The following is a 25,419-nucleotide window of genomic DNA, read 5'->3' as shown; positions in this document are numbered from 1 at the left end:
TCAATCGGCAACCAGCCGATATCCCCTGCCCTTTTCGGTCAGCAGCATCGGCCGGTCGAACTGGCGGTCCAGCTTGGCGCGCAGGCGCGAGACATGGACCGCCACGACGTTGGTGCCGGGATCGAAGCGCAGTCCCCACACCTGCGCCAGTAACGCCGTGCGTTCGATGCACTGCCCGGCATGGCGCGCCAGGTGCAGCAGCAATGCATATTCGCGGGGCAACAGGTCGAGCGGCCGGCCGTCCCGGCTGGCGGCCCGGCTGACCGGATCGATGGTCAGCCCCCCCAGCCCGATGACCGGCGATGGCGGCGTGCGCAGGATCGCGGAGGCGCGCGCCGCAACCTCCGCCGGGTCCGCCATGGGCAGCACCGCGTCGGCAGCGCCGGCATCGATCGCCTCGGCAACAGCATCGCCGCCGCCCGCGGTCAGGATCAGCATGACCGGCCCGTGCCAGCCCAGCGCGCGAAAGGCGGCCAGCCGGCCAGCGGCAGGCAGCGCCGCCGGGGTCCATCGCGCCAGGAGCAGCCCGACGCCGTCCAGATCGTGCGACGCGTCTGCATCCGCCAGCCGATGCCCACGCCGGGCCAGCGCGTCTGCCAGCCCGTCTGGCGCATCCCGGATCGCCGCCACCCCCATGATCCCGGATTATCCGGGCGGACAGGATTGCGGCGCGCAACCGGCTCCGTTCTGGTTGCAACTGTCGGCCATGTGCCGCGCCGTTGCCGCCGCCATGCCAGCGGCAAAGGGGTGCGGGTCCGCCCTGCCGGTTGCCAGCCAGCACATGGCCGCCCGTGCGCTGTCCGCAGCTGCGGCAAGGGCTTGGATGGCCGCCGCGCGCATCCGTGGATGGGGGTGGCGGACAGCGAAATCCGCCGCCAGATCGGTGCCATTGCCGCCCAGATGTGCCGCGATCCGCAGCAATGCTTCCGACGGTGTCGTCGTCAGCAGCGCGGCAATCCGGCCCGAGCAGAGATCGAACCGATGCTGGTTCACCCATGGCTGTTCGGCATCGACGCCCAGGATGTTGAGCGACACCGAAAAATCATCGAGCGGCAGCTGCGCATGAACGTCGCGGCGCATCCGGTACAGCATCAGCTGATCCGGCTTCAGCCGCGCCCGCCCCTGAAAGCACAGCCCCGCCGCCTCTCCGGGCAGGCCGACCACCGCATCGGCGTCAAAGGTGTAATAGTCGCTCCAGTAACCGGGGCCGAGATAGCCATAGGTCAGGAACGGAAAATTGTGATCGTGCGGCAGGTCATAGAAGAACGCATCCGTGCCGCTTGACCGGACGAGCTGATCGTCCCGCGCCGGCCAGAAATTGGCGCGCACGACATAGCGGCCATCGGGCGGCATCAGCAGCATGACCTGCGGGCCATATCCACCTGCCGCCGGCACTGCCGCTGTGGCCGCATCCTCGCGATAGCGCCGCTTCAGCGCATCGACCGCCAGATCGCCCAGGAAATCCCGGTTACGGCCCAGCCGGGCAAGGATCGGCCCCAGCGACGCAAAGGCCGCCTCGTCCCGCACGTCCACCCGCGTCTGGCCCAGCGCGTCGATCAGCTGCGGCAGGTCGATGGCATCGCCTGCGCCGGGATCGAGGATCACCGGCATCAGGCGGCCCGCCGCAGCGTGGCGGCCAGAGTTGCCCGCGCGGCGGCACGCACATCGGGATGGGGATCCGTCGCCGCCATCTCGGCCAGCCGCGCTGCTGCGGCCGGGTCGCCCGTCAGCAGCCATTCCCCCATCGCTTGCCAGCGAAGCTGATGCGCGGCATCGCGGGTGGCGGCGGCAAAGACCGGCGCGGCATCGGATCGGCGCAGTGCGCGCAGCAGCCGCAACTGCAGCGCCGCATGCGTCGGCGCGGGATCGATTGAAGCCGTCCGGGTAATCCGGCCATCGGCCACCCGCCCCTCCCGCATCACGGGCAATGCGCCGGCGGACAGGATCAGCGTTACCGTCAATAAATCGCCGGCGCCCGGCCACAGGATCTGGCCCGTCCGCCGCCCATCCTCCAGCAGCATGGCCCCCGTGCCGATCGGTCGCGGCATCATCCGGCGGCATGGCGCTTCATCCTGCCCGGCCACGCCCGGCCCGGCCGGTGCCGCGCGCCAGCGATGAAGCACCGCCCCGTCGCTGCGCAACACGCGGCTGACCGCGATGCGGCCGGGGATAACGAACCGTTCCGGAAAGCCCCGCGCCCTCACCGCCGCGCCATCGGTGAGCGTCACGGCCAGCCGGGCGGCAGGGTGATCGATCAGGACCATAGTGGTTCGCGCCGCATCACGGCTGACCCGGAATGGCGGATCAAAGAATGGTTCGCGGGCCAGCATGGCCAGCGGCCCGGCGATCATCCGCTGGACCAGATCGTCCTGCACCAGCACCTGCCGGGCAATCGCCACATTGCGGCGCGGGCAATCGCTCATCCGGTTCAGGCAGTGGATGACGCCCTGAACCTCCGGCCGCGCCGTCCAGCCGCGGGCAAAGGCCGCGCTGCTCGTCCGGGCGGACAGGATGGCCCCGCGCATCCTGGGATCAGCCCGGATACATCTCGTAAATCAGCGCGGTGATCGATACGGTCGATTCGAAAATCTGATCGTTCATCACATCGGCCGCGGCAATCGCACCGAAACAGGCAATCTCCGTTGCCAGTTCGGCAAGATCATCGATCTGGAACGGCACAATGGCTGGCAGGTTGATCGGCATGGCATTGCTCCCGGTTTCGCTTGCCGGGCGGGATATCTGCGACAGGCGGGATGCGGCGAGTTACAACGCTGTAACCCGGCCGATTGCGCTGTCCCGCCATGCTGGCTAGGGGACGGCGATCATGGATGCGCCGCCCCAATTCGTGTTTGATCCCGCCCGCTTCTTTGAAGCGCGCGTCGGGGGGCATGGCAGCCATCTGGGCGTCGATTATGGCAGCCATGGCGCGGACTGGTGCGAACTGGTCCTGCCGTGGCGCGACGATCTGGTCGGCGATCCGGCCAGCGGCGTCATCGCATCCGGGGCGATCGTCACGCTGATGGACATGGCGACCGCCATTTCCGTCTGGTTGAAACGCGGCATTTTCGCGCCCCAGGCGACGCTGGACCTGCGCATCGATTATCTGCGCGGCGCCCGGCCCGGCGCCACCGTGGTCGGGCGCGGCGAATGTTATCGGGTCAGCCGGTCCGTCGCCTTTGTCCGGGGCCAGGCGCATGACGGCGATGCCGCCGATCCGATCGCTCATGTCGCCGGCACGTTCATGCTGCTGGACATGCCGGCATGACGCTGCCCCCCTATGCCGCCATGCTGGGCGTGACGCTGGACACCGACGCCGGATCGGGTCCGCCGCACCTTGTCCTGCCCTTTGCCGACCATGTGCTTGGCCGGCCCGGTTTCCTGCATGGCGGGGCGATCGGCGGCCTGCTGGAGATCGCCGCAATCGTCGCGCTGCGCCATGCGCTTGGCGATGCTGACACCCGTGCCAAGCAGATCAACGTGACCATCGATTTCATGCGCGGCGGCCGGGCCAAACCGACTCGCGCGGTCGGGATCGTCACCCGCCTGGGCAGCCGGATCGCGAATGTGGAGGCTGTCGCCTGGCAGGATGACCGGGATCAGCCGATTGCCGCGGCCCGGATGAACTATCGCCTGGGCGACTGACGCCGCACATCATCCCGACAGCGGATAGCGCGCCACGGTTTCATACACCGCCCCCTCGCCGCCCAGATGGCTTTCAAACAGGCGGAAATCGCCGATCGCCTCCGCGGCGCCGCTCAACCCCGCATTCGCCGCCAGAAAGCCGTCCACCGGCCCGCTGCCCGCATTCAGCCGGGCCAGCGTGATGTGCGGCAGATAGGCGCGGCCTTCGGGCGAAAGGCCGATGCGGATCAGCGCCTGATCGATCTTGCGATGCAGCGCGGCCAGCGGCGCGTGCGGCGTCACGCCTGCCCAGACTGCGTCCGTCCGGCCCCGCCGTTCGAACCGGCCAACGCCGTCCAGTGCCATGGTTACCGGTGACCCGGTGACCCGGCCCAGGGCCAGCGCGACATCCTCCGCCACATCGCCCGGCACCTCGCCGATATAGCGCAGCGTCAGGTGCAACTGGTCATCCGACTGCCAGCGCGCGGCATGAATGCCGTGCATCAGCAGCATCAATTGCTCGCGCATGGCGCGCGGCGGACGGATCGCAACGAACAGCCGGTGCATTATAGGACAAGACTATCAGGAACAGGGTCAATGGTTGAGCGGTTTTGCTTGAAGTCGCGGGCGCAACGTCCGATATTGTGAACAACCGGCATTATGCCGGGCAAGGAGTTTTGAGGATTATGGCAAACTGGTCTGACCCCCGCACGACTGCGGCGCCCTATGGGTCGGGCGTGGACACGCGCTCGGCCGCATTCGATGCTGGCCTGCGGTCCTACATGCTGTCCGTCTACAACTACATGACGTCTGGCGTACTGCTGACGGGCATCGTCGCGCTGCTCTTTTCCTGGGGCGGCGAAAGCTCGCCCGCCTATGCCATCATGGCTGGCGGCGGCCCGCTGGCGTGGATCATCGCGCTGTCGCCGCTGGCGATCGTGTTCGCGATGAGCTTTGGCCAGAACCGGATGAGCACCGGCACGCTGCAGGCGCTGTACTGGGGCTTTGCGGTCCTGATGGGTCTGTCGCTGTCGACGATCTTCCTGACCTATACGGGCACGTCGATCGCGGGCGCGTTCTTCGCCACCGCGGCGGGCTTCGCGGCGCTCAGCCTGTGGGGCTACACCACGAAAAAGGATCTGTCGGCGTTCGGCACGTTCCTGATCGTCGGCCTGGTTGGCATCATCGTCGCCAGCCTGATCAACCTGTTCGTGCAGTCGAGCGCGCTCAGCCTGATCGTCTCGATCGCCGGCGTGCTGATCTTTGCGGGCCTGACCGCCTATGACACGCAGAAGATCAAGAGCATCTATTTCCACGTTGCCGGAACGGAGATGCAGGGCAAGGTCGTCATCATGGGCGCGCTGAACCTGTACCTCGATTTCATCAACATGTTCCTGTTCATCCTGCGCCTGTTCGGCAGTCGCGACTAACGACGACGGAATCGTCAAGACAATCGGCCCGGCGGCATCCCCGCCGGGCCTTTTTTCTTGCCCGGTCCCCTCTGGGAACGGCCGGCGGATTTGATACAAGGCGAGCCATGTCGATCGCCCTGCGCCCCGCGCCGCTGATGCGCGCTGTCCACGCCCTGCTTGCCCTGTCGCTATTGTTCCTGGCCGCTGGCACTGCGCAGGCCAGGCTGATCGTGACCTTCTGGTCGCAGGATTTCGGATCGAATTTTCCCCACGCCTTCTTCACCATTCACGGGACCAGCGACGACGGCACGATCGTGCGGGAAAATTTCGGGTTTTCGCCCCGCACCATCTCGCCCGCCGTGCTGTTCGGGCCGGTCAAGGGACGGGTGGACGGCACGGACGAGAACTACATCCTAAAATCCAACGCCCATTTCGCGCTGACCATCACCGATGCCCAGCACGCGGCACTGCGCCAGCTGGCTGCAGAATGGAGCGAGGCGGGAGACCCCACCTATCGCCTGAACAGCCGAAACTGCGTGCATTTCGCGGCGGAGGCGATGCGCCGGGTCGGGCTGACCGTGGTGGAGGAAAAGAAGCTGATGAAAAAACCGCGCAGCTTCACTCAATCGATCGCCCTGCTCAACACCGACCGGATCACGCAGCTGAACCTGCCCGCCGCGCAATATGCCGCATGGCTCGAAGCGCCGCAGCCGGCCGCATCAGGCCACGCGGCCACCGTCACCGCAACCCCCTGAACCCCGGCGCGAGGTGCAAGCCGGGCCGGGCCGGAGTCGGTCCCTAGCCCCGCTTCAGCAGGTCGAGCGTGGCCGCCGTCATCGCCTCAGTCGCGGTTGCGATCACCTTTTCCGCATCGGGTGCCCAGCCGGCATTGTGCAGCGACGGCAGCGCCGCCTTGCCCGCCTCTGCCGCGGCCCACCGGTCCTGCGGCACGCCGCCGACCCAGAACAGGGTGGATTGCACGCCCTTGTCGGCCAGCCAGAACCGGCTGAAATCCTCTCCGCCCATCGTCGCGGGCACGTCCTTTACCCGCGCCTCGCCAAAGCGCCCGGTGAACAGCGTGCGCAGCCGGTCGGTCTGCGGGGCGGTGTTGAACGTGGCGGGTGTGAATTCATCCTGCACCGTCACGACCGGCAGGCGATCGTCCGGGATCCCGGCGGCAATCGCCTCTCCCTTCGCGATCCGGGCAATCCCGTCGAGCAGCTTCTTGCGCACGGCATCTGAATAGCTGCGCACGGTGATCTGCAGCTTTGCCTCATCGGGAATGATGTTGTGCTTGGCACCGGCATGGATGCTGCCCACCGTCACCACGCCCGGCTCGCTCTGCACATCCAGTTCCCGCGACACCAGCGTCTGCAACGCGCCGACGATTCGCGCGGCCAGGACGATCGGGTCCTGCGTCGTGTGGGGATAGGCGCCGTGCCCGCCCTTGCCGCGCACCAGCACATCGACCGAATCGACATTGGCAAAGATATAATCGTCCTTCATCCCGATCACGCCCGCGGGCAGCCCGGCGCTGTCGTGAAAGCCGATGACATGGGCGGGCTTGGGGAACCGGGTGTACAGCCCGTCCTCAAGCATCATCCGCGCGCCCTTGCCCACTTCCTCGGCGGGCTGGGCCACCATCACGACGGTGCCGGACCATTGCCCCTTCATCGCCGCCAGGTTGCGCGCCGTGCCGACCCAGCTGGCCATGTGCGTATCATGGCCGCACGCATGCATGACCCCGGTTTCCACCCCGTCCTTCGTCGTCACCCGCACCTTTGACGCAAAGGGCAGGCCGGTCGCCTCGGTCACGGGCAGACCGTCCATGTCGGCGCGGATCAGGACCACCGGGCCGGGGCCGTTGCGCATCACCGCGACGACGCCGGTGCCGCCGACCTTTTCCGTCACCTCGAACCCCAGCTTGCGCACCTCCGCTGCCATGCGGGCGGCGGTCTTCACTTCCTGCAGGCTCAGTTCCGGGGCGGCGTGCAGGTCGCGGTACAGCGTCATCAGCGACGGCATCTCGCGCGCGGTGGCATCGCTGACCGGATCGGCCAACGCGGGTGTGGCCACGAACAGGCTGGCGATGGCGATGGTGCGGATCATGGCATGGCCCCTTGTTGATTGGCCCCCAGCATTGGGGCCGGGGCCGTGCGTGTCAATCGGCGGCGACCGGCACGATCTCGATCACGTCCAGCTGCGATTCGAACCGCGGGCCGGGAATGACCATGCGCCAGCGCCGGGTGTCGATGCGATCGACATACCCGGCAATGTCGCGGAACGGATCGCGGCCATAGGCATGGGGCACCTGTTCCTGATCCAGCATCAGGCTGCCCAGCGCTACGGCCCGGCCGCTGGTGTCGGGCAACAGCATGGCAATCGGCCGCTGCACCCCGTCCTCGAAACGAATGCCGCCCGTCGCGCCCTCGGCCCAGACCGTGCATTGCTGCGCCGGCACGGCAACGAACGGATCGGTCGCCCGCCCAATCGTGCCCAGCTTGAACCAGCGACAGCGATAGGCGCCGGCGGGCGGGATCGGCCCTTCCACCGCCAGGTCGGGGTCGAACAGCTTGCCCTCCGCCGCGATCCCGGCCGATGCGACTGGGCGCACGGCGTCCAGCGTCGCGACCCAGGTCTTGCGCCAGTTGCGCAGCCGCGTGCGATCGGCGGGCAGCGCCACCGCCCGCCACTCCATCCCCTCGGCCGCGGCGGGCGGCACCACATCGGCAACGGCTGCCGGCACCCGCAATTCGGGTCCGGTGGAACAGGTCGCCAGCAGGGCGATCGGGATCAGGGGAGCGATGCGCATGCGCTGCTTCTAACCGCACGGCCGCCAGATGCCAGCCTTTGCGGCAGCGGCGGCTGCAGCGCGTCGGCACGGATCGGCCCCGGGATCAGGCCGCCGTCCAGCCGCCATCCATGCTGAGGTTGGCGCCGGTGATGGACGCCGCCTCGTCCCGGCACAGGAACAGCGCAAGCGCCGCCACCTGTTCGGACGTGACGAATTCCTTGGTGGGCTGCGCATCCAGCAGCACGTCGTTGATCACCTGTTCCCGGGTCAGGCCGCGCGTGGCCATCGTGTCCGGGATCTGCTTTTCGACCAGCGGGGTCCAGACATAGCCCGGCGAGATGCAGTTCACCGTCACACCGTGCTGCGCCACTTCCAGCGCGATCGTCTTGGTCAGGCCGTTGATGCCGTGCTTGGCGGCGACATAGGCGGACTTGTTGGGGCTGGCGACCAGCGAATGGGCCGACGCGGTGCTGATGATCCGGCCCCAGCCCGCCTTTTTCATGTGTGGCACGGCGGCGCGCATCATGTGCCATGCGGACGACAGGTTGATTGCGATGATCGCGTCCCACTTTTCCGGCGGAAAATCCTCGATCGGGGCGACATGCTGGATACCGGCATTGTTGATAACGATGTCCGGCCCGCCCAGTTCGGCATGGCACCGCTCGATCATCGCCGCGATCTGATCGGGCTTGGTCATGTCGGCCGGATCGTAATGCGCGCCTGCACCGGACAGGCCGGCCAGCGCCACCCGCTCGGTTTCGATCGCATCGGCATCGCCAAATCCGTTGATGACCACCGCCGCCCCCTCGGCCGCCAGCGCCTTGGCATAGGCAAGCCCGATGCCAGAGGTGGAACCGGTGATGATGGCGGTCTTGCCCTTCAGAAACATGGCAGAATCTCCCGTACGGACTATCGTGTCAGGTCATAGGCGGCGGTTTTGCCGTCTTCGATACTGGCGGCCAGGATGGTCGCATTGGCCATGGTGCGCGCGACGTCGGTCAACCCCGCCTGCCAGTGATCGCGCATCGTCGCGGCCGAAAATTCGAAATCCAGATTGCCGCCCTGCCAATCGGCCCGGCGGTGGATCAGGTGAACGATGCTGACGGGAATATCCTGTGCCATTTCCTCCAGCACCCGAACGTCGCGGTCGCCGCGCAGTTCCGCGGGCAGCTTGGCGATGACGCGGCGGATCGCCTCTCGCTCGCGGCGCAGCTTCAGCCGGTCGTCGGTGATCTGACGGGTGCGGCTGGAATAGCGGATTTCCTTTTCGCGTGCCGTCACGTCGCTGATCGTCTGGGGCCGCTTGCCCCGTGACGGGAACAGATCGACCTGAAACACCAAAGTCGGTTCGGTCTGATGGTCCAGCACATGGGTCAGCGGCGTGTTGGACACCAGGCCGCCGTCCCACCACCAGCACCCGTCGATCTCGACCGGCGGCAGTCCGGGGGGCAGCGCACCCGACGCCATGATGTGCCGCGCATCGATCCGGTCGGTCGTCGTGTCGAAAAACCGGAAATTACCGGTTTCGACATTTACCGCCCCGACCGACAATCGCACCTCGCCGGAATTCAGCCGGTCCCAATCGACAAACTGGTTCAGCGTTTCGGCCAGCGGCGCGGTGTCGTACAGGCTCAGCGCCTCGCAACTGCCGGGCAGCGACAGCATGGGGTGCATCCAGCGCGGCCGGAAAAAACCGGGTACGCCAAAGGTCGCGACCCAGGCGGCCGATCCTTCATGCACCGCCTCCCGCACCCGGTCGTCGGGATAGATCGGCATGCTGGGCAGGCCGCTGGTGACCAGCGACCAGAAGGCGTGCAGTTGTTCCAGCCGCCGCTCCGGCTGGTTGCCCGCGATGATCGCGGCATTCACCGCGCCGATGGAAATGCCGGCGACCCAGTCGATCGGCACCCCTGCCTCGTCCAGTGCCTGAAACACCCCGGCCTGATAGCTGCCAAGCGCGCCTCCGCCCTGCAGGACCAGAGCGACACAGTCGGGCAGCGGCATGGTGCGGCTGCGGCGGCGGGCGGGGGCTGGGTTTGCGTCGGCCATGTGCCGAACATGGGGCGCATTGTGCGGTGCATCAACACCCCGCGACACAACCCGATCGCGATGACCGATGTTTTTTCCGGGGATGCAACGACCCCCGCTTTCGGGCATTGTCATCGGGTTGATGACCAGCGGGAGGGGAGCCGATGCGGCTCGATGATTTCGACCCCAGCGACAATGTGCGCGATCTTGGCAGTTCGTCCGGGCCGGGCGGCGGGTTTGGCGGCGGTGGCGGGGGCAATATCCTGCTCGGCCTGTTGCCGCTGCTGCTGGGGCGAAAGATGGGCTGCGGCACCCTGGCGATCCTGGCAATCGGCGCGGTACTGTTCTTCTCCATGGGCGGCGGCGAACTGATCGCCCCGCAATCGGGGGTTCAGGCCCCTGCGGGCAGCGGCGGCGGCGCAACCGGCGCTGCGGCCTGCAACACCCCCGAACGTCGCTTTTCCTGTCAGGTGCTGGCCAGCACCGAACAGACATGGGAGCGCATCTTCGCCGAAAGCGGCCAGCGTTATCCCGCGCCGACGCTGAATTTCTACAAGGGCGGAGCGACGTCCGGCTGCGGCTTTGCCTCCTCAGCGGTCGGCCCCTATTACTGCCCCGCGGATCAGGGCGTGTTCCTCGACACCAGCTTTTTCGACGAACTGGCCAACCGCTTCGGCGCTGCGGGCGATTTCGCCCAGGCCTATGTGATCGCGCATGAGGTCGGCCATCACATTCAGACGGTGACCGGCACATCGGAACGCGTCCGCCGCGAACAATCCCGCCTCAGCGAGCGGGAGGGCAACCAGCTGTCCGTCCGCATGGAGTTGCAGGCGGATTGTTACGCCGGCGTCTGGGCCAACCGGAACAAGCAGTATCTGGAGGCCGGCGATATCGAGGAAGGGCTGCGCGCGGCCGAGGCGATCGGCGACGATACGCTGCAGCGTCAGGCGCAGGGCCGCGTCGTGCCGGACAGTTTCACGCACGGTTCGTCGGCTCAGCGGCAGAAATGGCTGCGAATCGGCCTGGACAGCGGCAACCCCGCCGCCTGCGACACGTTCAGTCAGGCGATATGAGCGTCGCCTTTCGCCGTGAATCGGACGAGGAACATCTCGAACCGAGCTTTGCCCTGCCGCTGCCACCCGGTCCCAACTGGGTGACGACGGCGGGTCTGGCGCTGATCGAACGGCGTCTTGCCGAATGGACTGCGGCCGTGGAGGCAGCGGCGGGCGATGCCGACGCGCTGAAATCCGCGCGCCGCGACCTGCATTACTGGCAAACCCGCTTTTCCACTGCCGAAATTCAGCCTGTCCCGGACGATGAAGAGGTCGCGTTCGGATCGCGGGTGCATTTCCGGCTGAACGGCGCGGGCCGGACGGTCGATCTGGTCGGCAGCGACGAGGCGGACGCCGCCGCCGGGCGAATCCCCTTCACCGCGCCGCTGGCTCAGGCGCTGATGGGTCTTGCGCCCGGTGAGACGGCCGACTGGCAGGGACGCGCCGACGCGATCGAGGTGCTGGCGACCGGACCGATCCCCGACTGACCGCATGCGCGCAATCGGCCATTGCATCGGGCAATAGAGGTGGCTAAGGGGAGCGCCTTCCGGCGATGCCGGGCGGGTGCGGGGCTGTAGCTCAGATGGGAGAGCGCTGCAATCGCACTGCAGAGGTCAGGGGTTCGATTCCCCTCAGCTCCACCAACCCCGCCCGCCGCCGGAAGCATTGCGTTCGCCAGCCCCATTGCATTTTTTAGCATTTTTGCTAAGTCATCCAAACTACGACGGTTGAGGTATCCATTCCTCATTTCCTGAGCCCGGGTGCTGGAACACCCGGGCTCAAACTTTTTGGGATCCGGCGCTGGAACACCGGATCCCTCACCGGTTTACTTCCTGGTCAGCTCAATAAGCTTAACTGTCAGGTTGAACATGGCGACGATCAACATCGCCACGCCCAAAACCAGAACTACTACGGTTTCAGTTTCCATCTACTCACTCCTTTCCGGCCGCAGCAGCGACCGGAAAGAAGCGTAGCGTAGTTAAACTTTGCGCAATAGGGCAGCCTTACAGCGTGCGGTCGCGCAGCTCCACTTCGAACGTTTCCAGGAAATCGCCCGGCTTGATGTCGGTGAAATTCTGGGTGAACGTCACGCCGCATTCCAGGCCCGCGCGCACTTCCGGCACATCGTCCTTGAACCGGCGCAGCGACGCGATTTCGCCCTGATAGATGATGACATCGGCACGCGTGATGCGGGCCTTCAGCGCCTTGCGGATCGCGCCTTCGACGACCAGCAGACCGGCCGCCTTGCCATGCTTGCCCGCAGAGAAGACCTCGCGGATTTCCGCACGGCCGACCACCGTTTCGAACGCTTCCGGACCCAGCTGGCCCGCCATGCCCGCCCGGATTTCGTCGGTCAGGTCATAGATGACGTCATAATATTTGAACGCCACCTTCTGCCGTTCGGCGATTTCGCGCGCCTTGGCATTGGGACGGACGTTGAACCCGATGATTGGCGCACCGGATGCCCCGGCCAGCGTCACATCGCTTTCGGTGATGCCGCCCACGCCCGAATGCAGGACGCGCGCCTTGATGTCGTCGGTGCTGATCTTGTTGATCGCAGCAACGATCGCCTCGACCGTCCCTTGCGTATCCGCCTTGACGACCAGCGGATATTCCATCGCCTGCTTGTCCTTCAGCGCACTGAACATGCTCTCAAGGCTGGCCGGGGTCTGGGTGGTCCGCTTCTGCTGGATGACGCTGGCGCGATAGGCGGCGACTTCGCGGGCACGTGCCTCGCTCTCCACCACCTGCAACAGGTCGCCGGCCATCGGCACGCCGGACAGGCCCAGCACCTCGACCGGAACGGACGGGCCGGCTTCCTTGACCTGACGGCCCTTGTCATCGACCAGCGCCCGCACCTTGCCGCTTTCCGCGCCGACAACGAACACGTCGCCGACCTTCAGCGTGCCGCGATTGACCAGGATGGTGGCCACGGGGCCACGACCCTTGTCCAGCTTCGCCTCGACCACCGTGCCTTCGGCCGAACGGTCGGGGTTGGCGCGCAGTTCGAGCAGTTCGGCCTGCAACTGGATCTTTTCGATCAGTTCATCCAGGCCCGTCTTCTTCAGCGCGGACACCTCGACGTCCTGCGTCTCGCCGCCCATGCCCTCGACAATCACCTCATGCTCCAGCAGGCGCTCGCGCACCTTCTGGGGATTGGCACTGTCCAGATCGACCTTGTTGATCGCCACGATCATTGGCACGCCGGCCGCCTTGGTGTGGTTGATCGCCTCGATCGTCTGCGGCATCAGGCCATCATTGGCTGCCACCACCAGCACGACGATGTCAGTGACATTGGCACCGCGCGCCCGCATTTCGGTAAACGCTTCATGGCCCGGCGTGTCGAGGAAGGTGATCTTCGACTTGTCCTTCAGCGTCACCTGATACGCGCCGATATGCTGGGTGATGCCACCGGCCTCGCCCTTGACCACATCGGTTCCGCGCAGTGCGTCGAGCAACGACGTCTTGCCATGATCGACATGGCCCATGATCGTGACGACCGGCGGACGCGGCTGCAGCAGCTCGTCCGGATCGCTGGTCATGTCGCTCTGCAGGTCGATGTCGCTGTCCGACACGCGCTGGATGTTGTGGCCGAATTCGGTCACCAGCAGTTCGGCGGTATCCTGGTCGATCGTCTGGTTGACGGTGACCATCATGCCCATCTTGAACAGCGCCTTGACCAGGTCGGCACCGCGCTCGGCCATGCGATTGGCCAGTTCCTGAACCGTGATCGCCTCTGGCACCACGACGTCGCGGACCTGCTTTTCGCGGGGCTGGCCCATGCCGCCCATGTGCGACCGCTTTTCCTTTTCACGCGCCCGCTTCAGCGCGGCCAGGCTGCGCGCACGCGCACCTTCGTCGCCGCCAAGCGCACGGTTGACGGTCAGCTTGCCCGACTGGCGCCGGTCATCGGCCTGACGGCCGCGCGACGGCTGCTTGGCCGGCGGTTCGGCCCGCTTGGGCGCAGGGGCCGGGCCGCCGCGATTGACGGGGGCCGACGGCGCAGCAGCGGTGGCAGCAGGCGCAGCCGCCTCGGCTGCGGGCCGCTGCTCTTCGCGCTTCGGGATTTCGGGGCGCTGCACCGGGGTAAAGCGGCGGGGCGCAGGCAGGCTGGGGTCCAGCCGCAATTCCGTGATCGGCTGGGGCGCTGCGGGCGCGGCGGGCTTGGCCGGGGCAGCGACGGGCGCAGGCTGCGGCTTGGCGGGCACTTCGGCGACCGGTTCCGGCTCGGGGGCCGGGGCGGGTGCAGCCGCCTCTGCCTCGGCACGCGCCTTGGCTTCGGCACGACGCCGCTCTTCCTCGGCCGCTTCCTGCCGCTCGCGCTCCTCGCGACGACGCGCTTCCTCCAGCGCGATCATGCGCTGTTCCTCTGCCTCACGCAGCAGGCGGGCCTGACGCTCCTGCGCCGTCTCGCCGGCGGGGGCACGCGAAGGTGCGGGCGGGGGCGGCGGGGGCGGCGGCGGAGGAGCCGCGACCTGCGGTTCGGCCGGAGCCACGGTTTCCTCGCCCGGACGACCGATCACCCGCCGCCGCTTCACCTCCACCACAACGGTGTTGGAACGGCCATGGCTGAAGCTCTGCTTCACCTTGCCCGTCTCCACCGTGCGCTTCAGGCCCAGCGGCGCGCGTGCGCCCAGTTTCGGCTTGTCGTTGTCGGTATCGCTCATCCGGTTACTCTGATTTCCCATGTCGGACGGGATCGGCCCGTCCCTGATTTCATTCGTCTCGTCAGCCGCCGACAGCCGATGCCCCTTGCGAAGCAGTTTCGCAAGGTTGGGCATTGGGTGCGGGACCGATAAATCGCAGCCAGCGCTCGATGGCGTCCGTTATGCGCCGCGCGGCGCCGGAATCGATGACGCCGATATGGACGACATTTTCCCGGCCCAGCGCCATCGACAATATGGGGCGTTCCAGCGGCAATGTCAGCCCCCTGCGGCCACCGCCCTCCTCGCCCATGCCCACGCGCCATGCCTGGGCCAGCTTGCCGGCACCATCGGCCCCGGCATCGGCGGCATGGATCAGCAGGGCCAGCTTGCCCGCCCGCGCCTCTGCGGCGATCTTTTCCGATCCGGTCAGCACCGTTCCCGCCCGCGCTTCCAGCCCCAGCCGGTCAAGCGCCGCCTGACGCAGCTGGCCTGCGATGCGGCTGGCCAGATCGTCGGGGATGGTCAGCGTATTGGTCTTGAATGCCCGCGACAGCGCACCGCGCAGCTTGCCGCGCGCCATGGCGTCGGTCAGTTCCGCCTGATCCGCGCCGATCCACGCCCCCCGCCCCGGCGCCTTGGCACGGATATCGGGCAGCACCTGTCCGTCAGGCGCCAGCGCCAGCCGGATCAGGCCGTCGCGCGGCGCTTCCTCGCGCGACAGGATACAGGTGCGGACAGGATCGCTCATGCGCGCGCCTCCGGTCCGGACATGGCGCATCCCTTCCCCCGACCACCGGCCGGGGGAATGAATGGACCAGCGTTACCCGCTTCAGGGCTTAGCCGTGGCCGATCATTGCTCGGAATCCGCAACTGCGTCCTCCTGAGCTTCGGCCACATCGTCATCGGCGAACCAATGCGCGCGCGCGGCCATGATGATCTCGTTGCCCTGTTCCTCGCTCAGCCCATACTGGGCCAGGATGCCGCCCTTGTCCTCGGCACGCTGCGGCGCCGTGTCGTTGCCGCGGCGACGCGGTTCGGCCCGCTTCTTGGCGACCAGCTCGTCGGTGGCCAGGTCGGCCAGATCGTCCAGCGTCTTGATCCCCGCCTTGCCCAGCGTGACCAGCATCGCTTCGGTCATATAGGGGATGTCGGCCAGCGCGTCCTCGACGCCCAGTGCCCGGCGCGCCTCGCGATTCGCCTCTTCCCGGCGGTCGAGTGCTTCCTGGGCACGGCTTTGCAGCTCCTGCGCCAGCTCCTCGTCGAACCCTTCGATGCTGGCCAGTTCGTCCAGCTCGACATAGGCGACTTCTTCCAGCTCGGTGAAGCCTTCGGCAACCAGCAGCTGGGCCAGCGTCTCGTCGACGTCCAGTTCCTTTTCGAACAGGGCGGTGCGCTCGACAAACTCCTGCTGGCGCTTTTCGCTGGCATCCGTCTCGGTCAGGATGTCGATGCCCTTGCCGGTCAGCTGGCTGGCCAGGCGGACATTCTGGCCGCGACGGCCGATCGCCAGCGACAGCTGGTCGTCGGGCACCACGACTTCGATCCGGTCCTCTTCCTCGTCGATCACGACGCGGGCGACATTGGCCGGCTGCAACGCGTTGACGACAAAGGTTGCCGTGTCGGGCGACCAGGGGATGATGTCGATCTTTTCGCCCTGCATTTCCTGCACGACGGCCTGCACGCGGCTGCCCTTCATGCCGACGCACGCGCCGACGGGGTCGATGCTCGAATCATGGCTGATCACGCCGATCTTGGCGCGGCTGCCCGGATCGCGGGCCGCGGCCTTGATCTCGATGATGCCGTCATAGATTTCCGGCACTTCCTGCGCGAACAGCTTCTTCATGAATTCGGGATGCGCGCGGCTCAGGAAGATCTGCGGCCCCCGGTTTTCACGGCGTACATTCAGGATGATCGACCGGACGCGATCGTTCACGCGGACGACTTCGCGCGGGATCTGCTGGTCGCGGCGGATGACGCCCTCTGCCCGGCCCAGATCGACGACCACATGGCCGAACTCGACGCGCTTGACGACGCCGGTGATGATCTCGCCCTGGCGGTCCTTGAACTCCTCGAACTGCCGCTCGCGCTCGGCATCGCGGACCTTCTGAAAGATGATCTGCTTCGACGCCTGGGCCTGGATGCGGCCGAATTCGATGGGGGGCAGCGGATCGACGATATAATCGCCGACCACGGCACCCTTTTGCAGCTTCTGCGCCTGCGCGACATCGACCTGCTTGAAGAAATCGTCGACGGCCTCGACCACCTCGACGACGCGCCACAGGCGCAGGTCGCCGGACTGCGGGTCCAGCTTGGCACGGATGTCGTTTTCGACGCCATAGCGGGTCTTGGCGGCGCGCTGGATCGCTTCTTCCAGCGCCTCGATCACGATGGCGCGGTCGATCAGCTTTTCGCGCGCGACCGAATCGGCGATTGCGATCAGTTCGGCCTTGTTGGCGGAAACGGCGGTGGCCATTCCTCTTATCCTTCCACTTCGATGATCTCGTCGGCGCCATCGGCCGAGAGGGGTTGGGTTGCGGCAATCAGCCGGTCGGTCATCACGAGCTTTGCATCCTCGACCAGTGCGAACGGCACATGGTGCTGGACGCCCTGCGCATCGACGATCTGGATCACCTCGCCGTTCGGCTCGACACCGGCCAGGTCGCCCTTGAACTGCTTCCGGCCATCCAGCTTTTCGGCCAGCGTGATCCGCGCCTCATGTCCCGCCCAGTCGGCAAAATCCTTCAGGCGCGTCAGCGGCCGGTCGATGCCGGGCGAGGATACTTCCAGCCGGTACGCATGGTCGATCGGGTCGCGCCCTGCGGCCTCCAGCGCGTCCATCGCATCGGAAATGCGGCGCGACAGCGCGGCGCAATCATCGATGGTCAACTGGCGCGTCTCGGGCCGTTCGGCCATCACCTGCAGCGTCGGGTCCGACGTGCCGCCATACATCTTGACGCGCACCAGATCGAAACCGAGCGCACGCGCCTCCGGCTCGATAATCTGGGTCAGGGCGGCGAGATTGGCCATCGGCACTCCGGTTGATGCATCCATGCGCTTTCGGTGCCGGACCCGGTGGGGCCCGACCTCGGCACGTTTGACGATGTCGAGAAAGCACGGCCTCTATACGCCGAAGCGCCGCGCGCCACAAGCCCGGATGGAGCGGCGGGAAATCCGCGGCGGATCAGGCGGGGTTATGCTGTCTCAGAAACGCCTCGACCCGCTGCAGGAAATCGGTCGCCACCGCCGGATCGCTGAAACTGTGCCCTTCCCCCGGATACACGACATAGTCGTGCGGCTTGCCCAGCTTTTCCAGCGCCTCGTGCAGCCGCCGCGACTGATAGAGCGGTACATTGTCATCCTTGGCACCGTGACCGATCAACAGGGGAATGTTGATGCGTTCGGCCGCCTTGATCGGCGATATCTGCGCCAGCTTGAAATCATCATCGCCCCGCACCCGATCCCGCCAGTCCATGAAGTACCGCGTCGCCGCCATCTCGCGCGCGTCATACCGCAGCATCGACGCCACGTCGGAAATGCCGGCCCAGCTGATCGCACAGCGATAGATGTCCGGGTTTCGCACGGCTGCCCACATTGCGGCATAGCCGCCATAGGATCCGCCCATGATGCAGACGCGCTTGGGATCGACGATGCCGCGCTCGACCAGCCAGCGGACGCCGTCATCCACATCGTCCTGCATCCCACGGCCCCATTCGCCGGTGCCTTTCACCACAAACTCGCGACCATAGCCGGTCGATCCGCGGAAATTGGGCTGCAACACCACATAACCGCGCGCCGCCAGGAACTGCACCCAGGAATGGAATCCCCATTCGTCCCGCGCAAACGGCCCGCCATGCGGCATGACGATCAGCGGCATCGCCTTTGCCTCGCGGCCCTTGGGCAGGGTCAGATAGGCGGGAATGGTCAGGCCGTCGCGCGCCGCATAGCTGACCGCCTCCATCGGGCTCAGCCGCGCCCGGTCGATCGGCGGATAGGGATCGATCAGCAGCGACAGCGTGCGCGCCGCAGAATCATACAGGTAATAGGCACCGCGATCCGTATCGGAACCGCTGAACACCAGGATGCGCGCATCGTCCTTGCTGCGCGACACGATCATGTTGGTCATGCCCGGCAAAGCGCGGTCGATCTTCGCCTGAAGCTGCTTCATCGCCTCGTCCACCCACAGCGTACGCGGTCGATCATCGACATACCAGACCGCCTCGATGGCGCCCGCGTTGCTCACTTCATAATCGCTGATGTCGTGCCCGCTGGCGCCATAGAGCTTTTCGCCAAGTTCGTTCTTCGCAAAATCAAAGCGGTGGACCGCGAAGCGGCCGCTCTCATCCGTCGTCGTCACATAACCCTGGTCGCTGCCGGGCAGGATGGTGAACCCGTCGATCGGCCGACTTGCTGTGCCGCGCTTTGCCTGTTGAACGGCGACGCTGAACGCCTCTTTCTCGCTGGATCGATACAGCAGCGACCAGCCCGTATCCGCATGACGAATGCCGACGCGGACCACGCCCGTCGAATCGGCGACATAGTTCCAGACCTGGCCTCTAGGCGGCAGCAACAGCTTGGCCTTGCCCGTCGCCAGATCGAACCGAAAGACGGACGGATATTCATAGGGCGTGGCCTGGGTCGACAGGATCACATACCCGCCATCCTTGTCGACATGGACGATGTCGTCGCCGTCAAAGCTCTGTTCCTTCAATCCGATGAAGATGGAACGACCCGACTTCAGATCGAGCGCGGCCAGGCGCGTCGCGCGCCGATCCTCGCCCTCCCATCTGCTGATCAGGGAAAAGCTGACGAGCAAACGGTCATTGCCCGCCCAGCGCATCCATTCAACGGTCAGCCCCTCGGGCACCGCGATGCGCCGCATCCCCTCGGTCGGCGTATCCACCTTCGCAATCAGCAATCTCGTGCCAATCGACAGCTTGCCGATTCCGGCTATGTGGGTTCCGTCGGGCGAGAGCTGCGGCGACAGGATCGCGGCGCTGGCACCCATATCGGCGGCGGATACGGCCGGCCCCGCTGCGCCCCTGTCCTCAGCCGGCTTGTCCCCTGCCGGCTTATCCTCAACCGGCCTGTCCTGAACCGACTTGCCATGGGCGACCGTGCCGATCAGCAACAACGCACTCAACAGCCCCCTGAAACGCATACACACTCCCCTTTATCGGGGCTGATCTTGCCGATCGACTGTGGCGGTTGCAACTATTGCCAGTTAAGGCCGGATCAATTCCGATCCGGAATGGTTCCACAATCCGAACCTAAGAATAGAGGATGCGTTCATGATGAAAGTTCAGGCATCGATCATCGCCCTTGCGTTCGCGGCGGCGGCCTGTGGACAGGCGGGCGACGCGGCGGCGCAGAACAGCCCGACGACCGGCAAGGCGGCCGATGCCTTCACCATTGCCGAAGTTGCCGATTTCACCGCGCCCTGGGCGATGACGTTCCTGCCCGACGGCCGGGCGCTGGTGACGGAAAAGGCCGGGCAGCTTGTCCTGCTGTCCGCCGATGGCAAGACGAAGACCGTGGTGGCAACGATCCCCGGCGTGGATGCAGAGGGCCAGGGCGGCTTGATGGATGTCGTCCTTCATCCGCAATTCGCGTCCAACGGCATGGTCTATCTCAGCTATTCCACCGCCGGAAATGGCGGCAAGGGCGTGGTGCTTGCCCGCGGCAGGATGGTGGACGGCCCCGCCCCCCGGCTCGACGGGCTGACCACGATCTTTACCGCCGCCCCGTTCGTGGAGGGCGCGGGCCATTATTCGGGCCGCATCGCCTTTGCCCCCGACGGGCATCTGTTCTTCACCAATGGCGAGCGGCAGAAGTTCGATCCGGCACAGGATCCCAAGGCGACGCTGGGCAAGGTGCTGCGGCTCAAGGACGATGGCACACCCGCGGGCGATCCCGGCCTGATGGCAAAGGGGTTCCATCCCGCCGTGTGGAGCTATGGCCACCGCAACCTGCTGGGCATCGCGTTCGATGGCGCGGGCAATCTGTGGGAGCAGGAAATGGGGCCAAAGGGCGGGGATGAGGTGAACCTGGTGCTGCCCGGCCGCAACTATGGCTACCCCATCGTGTCCGACGGCGATCATTATGATGGCAAGGATATTCCTGATCACAGCACCCGGCCCGAGTTCGAAAAGCCCAAGGTTTCGTGGAACCCGGTGATCTCGCCCGGCGGCCTGATCGTCTATTCCGGCACGATGTTCCCCGATTATCGCGGCGACATCTTCATCGGCGGCCTGTCGTCCCAGTCGCTGGTCCATGTAAGGGTGACGGGCACGGACGCGGCAAAGGCGGATCAATGGGACATGGGCGCCCGCATCCGCGAGGTGGAACAGGGGCCAAAGGGCGAATTGTTCGTGCTTGAGGACGGCGGGCGCGGGTCGCAGGGCCGGCTGCTCAAGCTGACGCCAAAGGGGTGATCGAATCCGGCGGGCGCGCGCACCGGTTGCACTCGCGCTGACCCTTTCAGGGTTCGCGAGGCACCGGATGGCGCGCTCCGGGTGCTGGCGGAAGGTGCTACCGGCCCGCCTTTGCCGCCTGCTCCCCGCGGCCTGAGGCAGCGGGGCAGCCCGCCGATCAGCGGCCAGCCGATGCGGCAGCGGCCGTGCCCGCCGGCTTGGCATCGGGCACCACCGCCAGTTTCCACGCCTTGCCCGGCACCAGATATTTGGCGGCCAGTGCCTGGATTTCCTCCGGGCTCGACCGGGTGAAATCCTCGATCAGCGTATCGACGGCGGCCAGCCGGGTCGGGTCCCGCGTCCCGCCCTCGGTCTGCTGCATCCAGAACATGTTGCCGCTGGCATAGCGGGAAATCAGCTGCAGCGTCGGCACCACGGCCCGGCGATATTCGTCCGGGCTGACCGGATTGGCGGCCAGATCGGCGGCAATCTCTCCGGCCAGCTTGAAGAAGAAATCGGTCTTGTCCGGCGGCACCTGGCCGATCGCCATGATCGATCCGCCTGCGGGCAGGCCGACCGGCCACTGATTGGCGACATTGGGCGTATAGCTGACCCCGGCTTGCGAACGCAGCTGATCGAACAGCCGGTCGCGAAAGATCGCAGCCAGCAATTCCAGCTTGCGGCTTTCCGCGATGCCCGCGCTGCCCCCGCCGGTGGGCCATGCAATGACGGCCGCCGCCTGATCTTCCTGCCCGCGATGGGTGCGGGTCACCGGCTGTTCGACCGGCTTGGCAAAGGCGATGCCCGCGGTGCTGGCGGGCGCATCGCGCCGCTTGGCCAGCGCGCCGATCGTCTCGGCCACCGCCGCAACGGCGGTTTCCGCTGGGACGTCGCCAAACACCTGAACCTCGACCGGCCCGGTTGCCAGCAGCGGCTCCCACAGCTTGCGGAACGCCGCCGGGGTCGTTGCCTCGATCGCGGCACGGTCCGGCTGGCCCCAGCGCGGATCGCCGTTCATCATCAACCGGTCCAGCTCGGCCGACAGGACGCTGTCGGGCGACAGGTCCCGGGTATCATATCCGGCCAGCGCCACCGCCCGCGCCCGTTCGACGACGCGCGGGTCCCATGCGGGCTTGGCCAGCTTGGCCGCGATCAGGCGCAACTGGTCCTTGAGGTCCGCCGGCGTCGTCTGCGCGGCCAGGACGAAACTGTCATCCTCGATGGCGAACTGCATGCCGATCTGCCGCCCCGCCGTCATCCGGTCGATTTCGTCCTGCGACAGATCGCCGATGCCGCCGGGCAACAGGGCCAGCCCCGCCGCCCATGCCGCACTTTCGCGTCCGCGCGGCAATGCCTGCCGGCCACGGCCAAAACGGACCTTCACATACACCTTGCCGGTTTCGGCATCGTTGGAAAACAGCAGCAGCTTCGATCCGTTGGAATAATCCACCTGCTCGACCGCCGGGTCGGTCAGCGCCGACTTGCGCGCGACGACCTTGCCCGGCTGGCCCAGCTTGGGCAGCTGGTCGAAACTGACGGCACGCTGCTCGCTTTGCGTGGTCGGCACCGTCACCGGCGCATCCAGGGCGGCGGCCAGCTTTGCCTCCACGCCGTCGCCGCCCTTGGGCGTGTTGATGAGCGCGCGGCGGGCCGTGCCCTGCATCAGCTTTTCCAGCGACGCCTTGATCCGCGCGGGCACGAAAAAGCCCTTGTCGACAGCGCCCTTGAAGATTTCCAGAGACATCACCGGCCCGGCCACGGTTTCCCGGATGCTGACCGCTTCGGCCAGATTGTCGGCGATCAGCGCGCCTGCCTCGACCCGCGCGGTTGCCACGGCGGTTTCCAGCCCGGACCGGAACACGGCAACTTCCTGATCGATCTCCGCCTGGGCAGGCGGCACCGCGATCAGTTCGGCAACCGCCGTGCGCACATCGCGCAGCGCCGCCTGCCAGTCATCGCCCAGCGGCAGGATCTGCAGACTGGTGACATTGGCCGACCGCGACACATCGTCCAGCGACGCCTGCGCGCTGATGAAACTGCCCCCGGCGCGGGCGCGCGATTCCAGGCGGCGGTTCAGCACCTGGACCGCCAGCCAGTCGATCATGCGTTCCTGATTGAACAGGATCGTGTCCGCCTCGATCGCCCATGGCCGGACATAGGCATAGGACAGCATGGGCGGCAGCGCCGGTTCGGTCACCACCCGCACTTCCTTGCCCGTCGCAACCGGCTTTCCGAAATCCGGCTCGGCAGGAGCAGGACCTTCGGCCTTCCAGTCCGAAAAATGCTTCTTTACCGCCGCTTCCAGCGCCGCGGGATCAGCATCGCCGACAATGATCACCACGGCCCGGTCGGGGCGATACCAGCGTTTGTGAAACGCATTGACCGTCGCGGCCGTCGCGCCCTGCAACGTCGGGATCGTGCCGATGGGCGATCGTTCCGCAATCGGCTGGCCTTGGAACACATGTTCGCGGCTGGCATCGGACATCCGCACCTGTGCCCCCGGCCGCTCGCGCAGTTCGGCCAGCACCACCGGGCGTTCGGCATCCAGCGCCTGCTGCGTCAGGACAGGGCCGGTCATCATGCCCGACAGGATGCGCAGGCTTTCGTCCAGCCCCTCCGGCGTCGCGGCGGGGAGGTCCAGCTTGTACACGGTCTGGGTAAAGCTGGTCGATGCGTTGCTGTCCGCGCCGAACGTCACGCCCAGCCGTTGCCACACCCGTTTCGATTCGCCGTCCGGCACATGTTCGGACCCGCGCACGGTCAGATGCTCCAGCAGATGGGCAAAGCCGCGCTCATGGTCCTGTTCCATCAGCGACCCGGCATCGATGGCGACGCGCACCGACACCTGTTGCGGCGGCACGCCATTGTTGCGCACCGCATAGCGCAGGCCATTGGGCAGCACGCCGAACGTCCAGGCGCGATCCGGCGGAATGTCGCTGCCCTTGAACAGCCACGGCACATCGTCCGCCTGCGCTGCGGTCGGCGTCGCTGGCGCGGCTGGGATGGCCGGCGTCGCGGGCGGCGACTGGACGGTCTGGGCATCGCCAATGGCGGGCAGGAACAGGGTGGCGGCGACAAGGGCCGTGACGGGCGACAGACGCTTGATGGACAGCATGGGGTCAGCCTAGCGAGGTTTAAGATGAACGGCCAGTGAAGTTGCCGGGCCGATTTTGCCCCTGTGGCCGGTTGATCCTTTGCACCGGCTCGCCCACATGGATGCCATGTTGATCGAAACCGAAGCAACGCCCAACCCGGCCACGCTGAAATTCCTGCCCGGCCGGGTCGTCATGGATGCGGGAACCCGCGACTTCGCCTCGCCGGAAGAGGCGGAGGCGTCGCAGCTTGCCGCCGCGATCTTTGGCCTGGGCGATGTCGTCGGCGTGTTTTTCGGCCGCGATTTCGTGTCGGTGTCCATCGCGCCGGGCGCGCAATGGTCGGATGTAAAGCCGGATGTACTGGCCATCCTGCTCGATCATTTTTCGGCCGGAATGCCGCTGTTCGCCCCGGGCAGCGCGGCGGGGATCAGCGTGCCGGCCGATGACGCGGCGACCGACGACGATCAGGCGGATGCCGAAATCGTCGCGCAGATCCGCGAACTGATCGACACCCGCGTCCGCCCGGCCGTCGCCAATGACGGCGGCGATATCGTCTATCGCGGGTTCCGTGAGGGCAAGGTGTTCCTGCAGATGCAGGGCGCGTGCTCCGGCTGCCCGTCGTCCACCGCGACGCTGAAACAGGGCATCGAACAGCTGCTGAAATACTATGTGCCCGAAGTAACGGAAGTCCGGGCCGTTTGATCCGATGGCGCGTTCCGCGCCGCCCCCTTAGCTGACCGGGAGAATATCTGAATGGGCACGCCGATCGACGATGCCGCGCTGGATACGCTGTTCCGTACCGCACGCACCTATAACGGCTTTACCGACGCGCCGGTGACGGCGGAACACATCCACGCCATCTATGACCTGCTCAAGATGGGGCCGACCAGCGCGAACCAGCAGCCGGCCCGGTTCATCTGGTGCCTCAGCGATGCGGCAAAGGAACGGCTGGCCGAATGTGCATCCGGATCCAACCCCGACAAGATCCGCGCCGCTCCGGCCAGCGTGATCATCGGCATGGACCTGAATTTCCATGAGCAGCTGCCCTGGCTGTTCCCGCATACCGATGCGCGCAGCTGGTTCGCCGGCGATGACAAGGCAGAGGCGCGCCGCATCAGCGCGTTTCGCAACAGCTCGCTTCAGGGCGCGTATTTCATCCTGGCCGCCCGCGCCGTCGGGCTGGACACCGGCCCGATGTCGGGGTTCGACGAGGATCGGTTGAACCAGACCTTCTTTGCCGACCAGCCGGACGTCCGCGTCAACTTCATCTCGACGCTTGGTGTTGGCGATCCGTCGACAATCTTCGATCGCAGCCCCCGTCCGGCATTTGACAAATTCAACCGGATCGACTGACGACCGG

24 protein-coding genes and 1 tRNA gene are annotated in these 25,419 nt (G+C 66.4%); 10 read left to right on the top strand and 15 right to left on the bottom strand.

Translation table 11 applies throughout. The features are described from left to right. The 4 genes from ACNI3Q_RS08710 to ACNI3Q_RS08695 are packed head-to-tail and all read right to left on the bottom strand — an operon-like array spanning position 1 to position 2,703. Entirely contained in the window at positions 1 to 630 is a 630-nt protein-coding gene (locus ACNI3Q_RS08710; protein ID WP_426275839.1) for a winged helix-turn-helix domain-containing protein, read from the bottom strand. 15 nt (positions 631 to 645) lie between these two features. Further along, positions 646 to 1,611 carry a transposase gene (locus ACNI3Q_RS08705; RefSeq protein ID WP_426275837.1) on the bottom strand — a complete coding sequence of 322 codons (966 nt, stop codon included), beginning with the start codon at positions 1,609 to 1,611 and terminating at the stop codon, positions 646 to 648. Then, on the bottom strand, positions 1,611 to 2,525 hold the full coding sequence (locus tag ACNI3Q_RS08700) for a hypothetical protein (RefSeq protein WP_426275835.1): 915 nt from the start codon (positions 2,523 to 2,525) through the stop codon (positions 1,611 to 1,613). Before ACNI3Q_RS08700 ends, ACNI3Q_RS08705 begins: the two co-directional genes overlap by 1 nt. Positions 2,526 to 2,532: 7 nt before the next feature. Continuing rightward, on the bottom strand, positions 2,533 to 2,703 hold the full coding sequence (locus tag ACNI3Q_RS08695; protein WP_426275833.1) for a hypothetical protein: 171 nt from the start codon (positions 2,701 to 2,703) through the stop codon (positions 2,533 to 2,535). Positions 2,704 to 2,824: 121 nt separating this feature from the next. Here ACNI3Q_RS08695 and ACNI3Q_RS08690 point away from each other — a divergent pair, with 121 nt between their 5' ends. Further along, positions 2,825 to 3,265, top strand: coding sequence for a PaaI family thioesterase (locus ACNI3Q_RS08690; RefSeq protein WP_426275831.1), 441 nt, complete (start codon positions 2,825 to 2,827; stop codon positions 3,263 to 3,265). After that, entirely contained in the window at positions 3,262 to 3,642 is a 381-nt protein-coding gene (locus ACNI3Q_RS08685; protein WP_426275829.1) for a PaaI family thioesterase, read from the top strand. Before ACNI3Q_RS08690 ends, ACNI3Q_RS08685 begins: the two co-directional genes overlap by 4 nt. Before the next feature lie 9 nt (positions 3,643 to 3,651). On the opposite strand, the gene thpR is transcribed toward ACNI3Q_RS08685, so the two are convergent. Further along, positions 3,652 to 4,188, bottom strand: a complete 537-nt coding sequence (gene thpR, locus ACNI3Q_RS08680; RefSeq protein WP_426275827.1) for an RNA 2',3'-cyclic phosphodiesterase — start codon at positions 4,186 to 4,188, stop codon at positions 3,652 to 3,654. Between the two features lie 119 nt (positions 4,189 to 4,307). Between thpR and ACNI3Q_RS08675 the strand changes: the two genes are divergently transcribed. Together ACNI3Q_RS08675 and ACNI3Q_RS08670 are read left to right on the top strand one after the other, a co-directional pair. Next, positions 4,308 to 5,051 (top strand): Bax inhibitor-1/YccA family protein, encoded by a 744-nt coding sequence (locus ACNI3Q_RS08675; protein ID WP_260021796.1) that lies wholly within the window; start codon positions 4,308 to 4,310, stop codon positions 5,049 to 5,051. A gap of 107 nt (positions 5,052 to 5,158) precedes the next feature. Next, the gene (locus tag ACNI3Q_RS08670; protein WP_426275825.1) at positions 5,159 to 5,788 is read left to right on the top strand and encodes a hypothetical protein; all 630 of its coding nucleotides are present in this window, start codon (positions 5,159 to 5,161) and stop codon (positions 5,786 to 5,788) included. A gap of 43 nt (positions 5,789 to 5,831) precedes the next feature. Here the strand turns inward: ACNI3Q_RS08670 and ACNI3Q_RS08665 are convergent, their stop codons facing one another. The 4 genes from ACNI3Q_RS08665 to ACNI3Q_RS08650 form a co-directional block, all read right to left on the bottom strand. After that, positions 5,832 to 7,142, bottom strand: coding sequence for an amidohydrolase (locus tag ACNI3Q_RS08665; protein WP_426275823.1), 1,311 nt, complete (start codon positions 7,140 to 7,142; stop codon positions 5,832 to 5,834). Between the two features lie 52 nt (positions 7,143 to 7,194). After that, positions 7,195 to 7,845 (bottom strand): DUF4893 domain-containing protein, encoded by a 651-nt coding sequence (locus ACNI3Q_RS08660; protein ID WP_426275821.1) that lies wholly within the window; start codon positions 7,843 to 7,845, stop codon positions 7,195 to 7,197. Positions 7,846 to 7,930: 85 nt separating this feature from the next. After that, positions 7,931 to 8,716 carry a 3-hydroxybutyrate dehydrogenase gene (locus ACNI3Q_RS08655; RefSeq protein ID WP_426275819.1) on the bottom strand — a complete coding sequence of 262 codons (786 nt, stop codon included), beginning with the start codon at positions 8,714 to 8,716 and terminating at the stop codon, positions 7,931 to 7,933. 20 nt (positions 8,717 to 8,736) lie between these two features. Then, positions 8,737 to 9,876, bottom strand: coding sequence for a patatin-like phospholipase family protein (locus tag ACNI3Q_RS08650; RefSeq protein ID WP_426275817.1), 1,140 nt, complete (start codon positions 9,874 to 9,876; stop codon positions 8,737 to 8,739). A 143-nt stretch (positions 9,877 to 10,019) separates the two neighbouring features. Between ACNI3Q_RS08650 and ypfJ the strand changes: the two genes are divergently transcribed. The 3 genes from ypfJ to ACNI3Q_RS08635 all read left to right on the top strand — a co-directional run bounded on the left by ypfJ (position 10,020) and on the right by ACNI3Q_RS08635 (position 11,551). Continuing rightward, positions 10,020 to 10,928, top strand: a complete 909-nt coding sequence (gene ypfJ, locus ACNI3Q_RS08645; RefSeq protein ID WP_426275815.1) for a KPN_02809 family neutral zinc metallopeptidase — start codon at positions 10,020 to 10,022, stop codon at positions 10,926 to 10,928. After that, on the top strand, positions 10,925 to 11,395 hold the full coding sequence (locus ACNI3Q_RS08640; protein WP_426275813.1) for a GreA/GreB family elongation factor: 471 nt from the start codon (positions 10,925 to 10,927) through the stop codon (positions 11,393 to 11,395). Before ypfJ ends, ACNI3Q_RS08640 begins: the two co-directional genes overlap by 4 nt. A gap of 80 nt (positions 11,396 to 11,475) precedes the next feature. Then, a tRNA-Ala gene (locus tag ACNI3Q_RS08635) sits at positions 11,476 to 11,551 on the top strand. Positions 11,552 to 11,911: 360 nt separating this feature from the next. Here ACNI3Q_RS08635 and infB read toward each other — a convergent pair. From infB to ACNI3Q_RS08610, 5 genes are all read right to left on the bottom strand, one after another. Continuing rightward, entirely contained in the window at positions 11,912 to 14,575 is a 2,664-nt protein-coding gene (gene infB / locus ACNI3Q_RS08630; protein ID WP_426275811.1) for a translation initiation factor IF-2, read from the bottom strand. 61 nt (positions 14,576 to 14,636) lie between these two features. Beyond that, positions 14,637 to 15,302 (bottom strand): DUF448 domain-containing protein, encoded by a 666-nt coding sequence (locus tag ACNI3Q_RS08625; protein WP_426275809.1) that lies wholly within the window; start codon positions 15,300 to 15,302, stop codon positions 14,637 to 14,639. A 102-nt stretch (positions 15,303 to 15,404) separates the two neighbouring features. Continuing rightward, on the bottom strand, positions 15,405 to 17,027 hold the full coding sequence (gene nusA / locus ACNI3Q_RS08620; protein ID WP_426275807.1) for a transcription termination factor NusA: 1,623 nt from the start codon (positions 17,025 to 17,027) through the stop codon (positions 15,405 to 15,407). A 5-nt stretch (positions 17,028 to 17,032) separates the two neighbouring features. After that, on the bottom strand, positions 17,033 to 17,581 hold the full coding sequence (gene rimP / locus ACNI3Q_RS08615) for a ribosome maturation protein RimP (protein WP_426276656.1): 549 nt from the start codon (positions 17,579 to 17,581) through the stop codon (positions 17,033 to 17,035). A gap of 154 nt (positions 17,582 to 17,735) precedes the next feature. After that, positions 17,736 to 19,712 (bottom strand): alpha/beta hydrolase family protein, encoded by a 1,977-nt coding sequence (locus tag ACNI3Q_RS08610; protein ID WP_426275805.1) that lies wholly within the window; start codon positions 19,710 to 19,712, stop codon positions 17,736 to 17,738. A gap of 130 nt (positions 19,713 to 19,842) precedes the next feature. Here ACNI3Q_RS08610 and ACNI3Q_RS08605 point away from each other — a divergent pair, with 130 nt between their 5' ends. Next, a complete protein-coding gene (locus tag ACNI3Q_RS08605; RefSeq protein WP_426275803.1) occupies positions 19,843 to 20,985 on the top strand; it encodes a PQQ-dependent sugar dehydrogenase in 1,143 nt (380 codons plus the stop codon). A gap of 157 nt (positions 20,986 to 21,142) precedes the next feature. Here the strand turns inward: ACNI3Q_RS08605 and ACNI3Q_RS08600 are convergent, their stop codons facing one another. After that, positions 21,143 to 24,079 (bottom strand): M16 family metallopeptidase, encoded by a 2,937-nt coding sequence (locus ACNI3Q_RS08600; protein WP_426275801.1) that lies wholly within the window; start codon positions 24,077 to 24,079, stop codon positions 21,143 to 21,145. A gap of 106 nt (positions 24,080 to 24,185) precedes the next feature. Here ACNI3Q_RS08600 and ACNI3Q_RS08595 point away from each other — a divergent pair, with 106 nt between their 5' ends. Then, the gene (locus ACNI3Q_RS08595) at positions 24,186 to 24,761 is read left to right on the top strand and encodes a NifU family protein (protein WP_426276654.1); all 576 of its coding nucleotides are present in this window, start codon (positions 24,186 to 24,188) and stop codon (positions 24,759 to 24,761) included. A 51-nt stretch (positions 24,762 to 24,812) separates the two neighbouring features. After that, positions 24,813 to 25,412, top strand: coding sequence for a malonic semialdehyde reductase (locus ACNI3Q_RS08590; protein WP_426275799.1), 600 nt, complete (start codon positions 24,813 to 24,815; stop codon positions 25,410 to 25,412). Positions 25,413 to 25,419 lie beyond the last annotated feature (7 nt).

This window comes from Sphingomonas eleionomae, assembly GCF_049889035.1.
GTDB lineage: Bacteria > Pseudomonadota > Alphaproteobacteria > Sphingomonadales > Sphingomonadaceae > Sphingomonas.
Note: the sequence above shows the minus strand (reverse complement) of the source record. Positions and strands in the feature narration are given on the sequence as shown.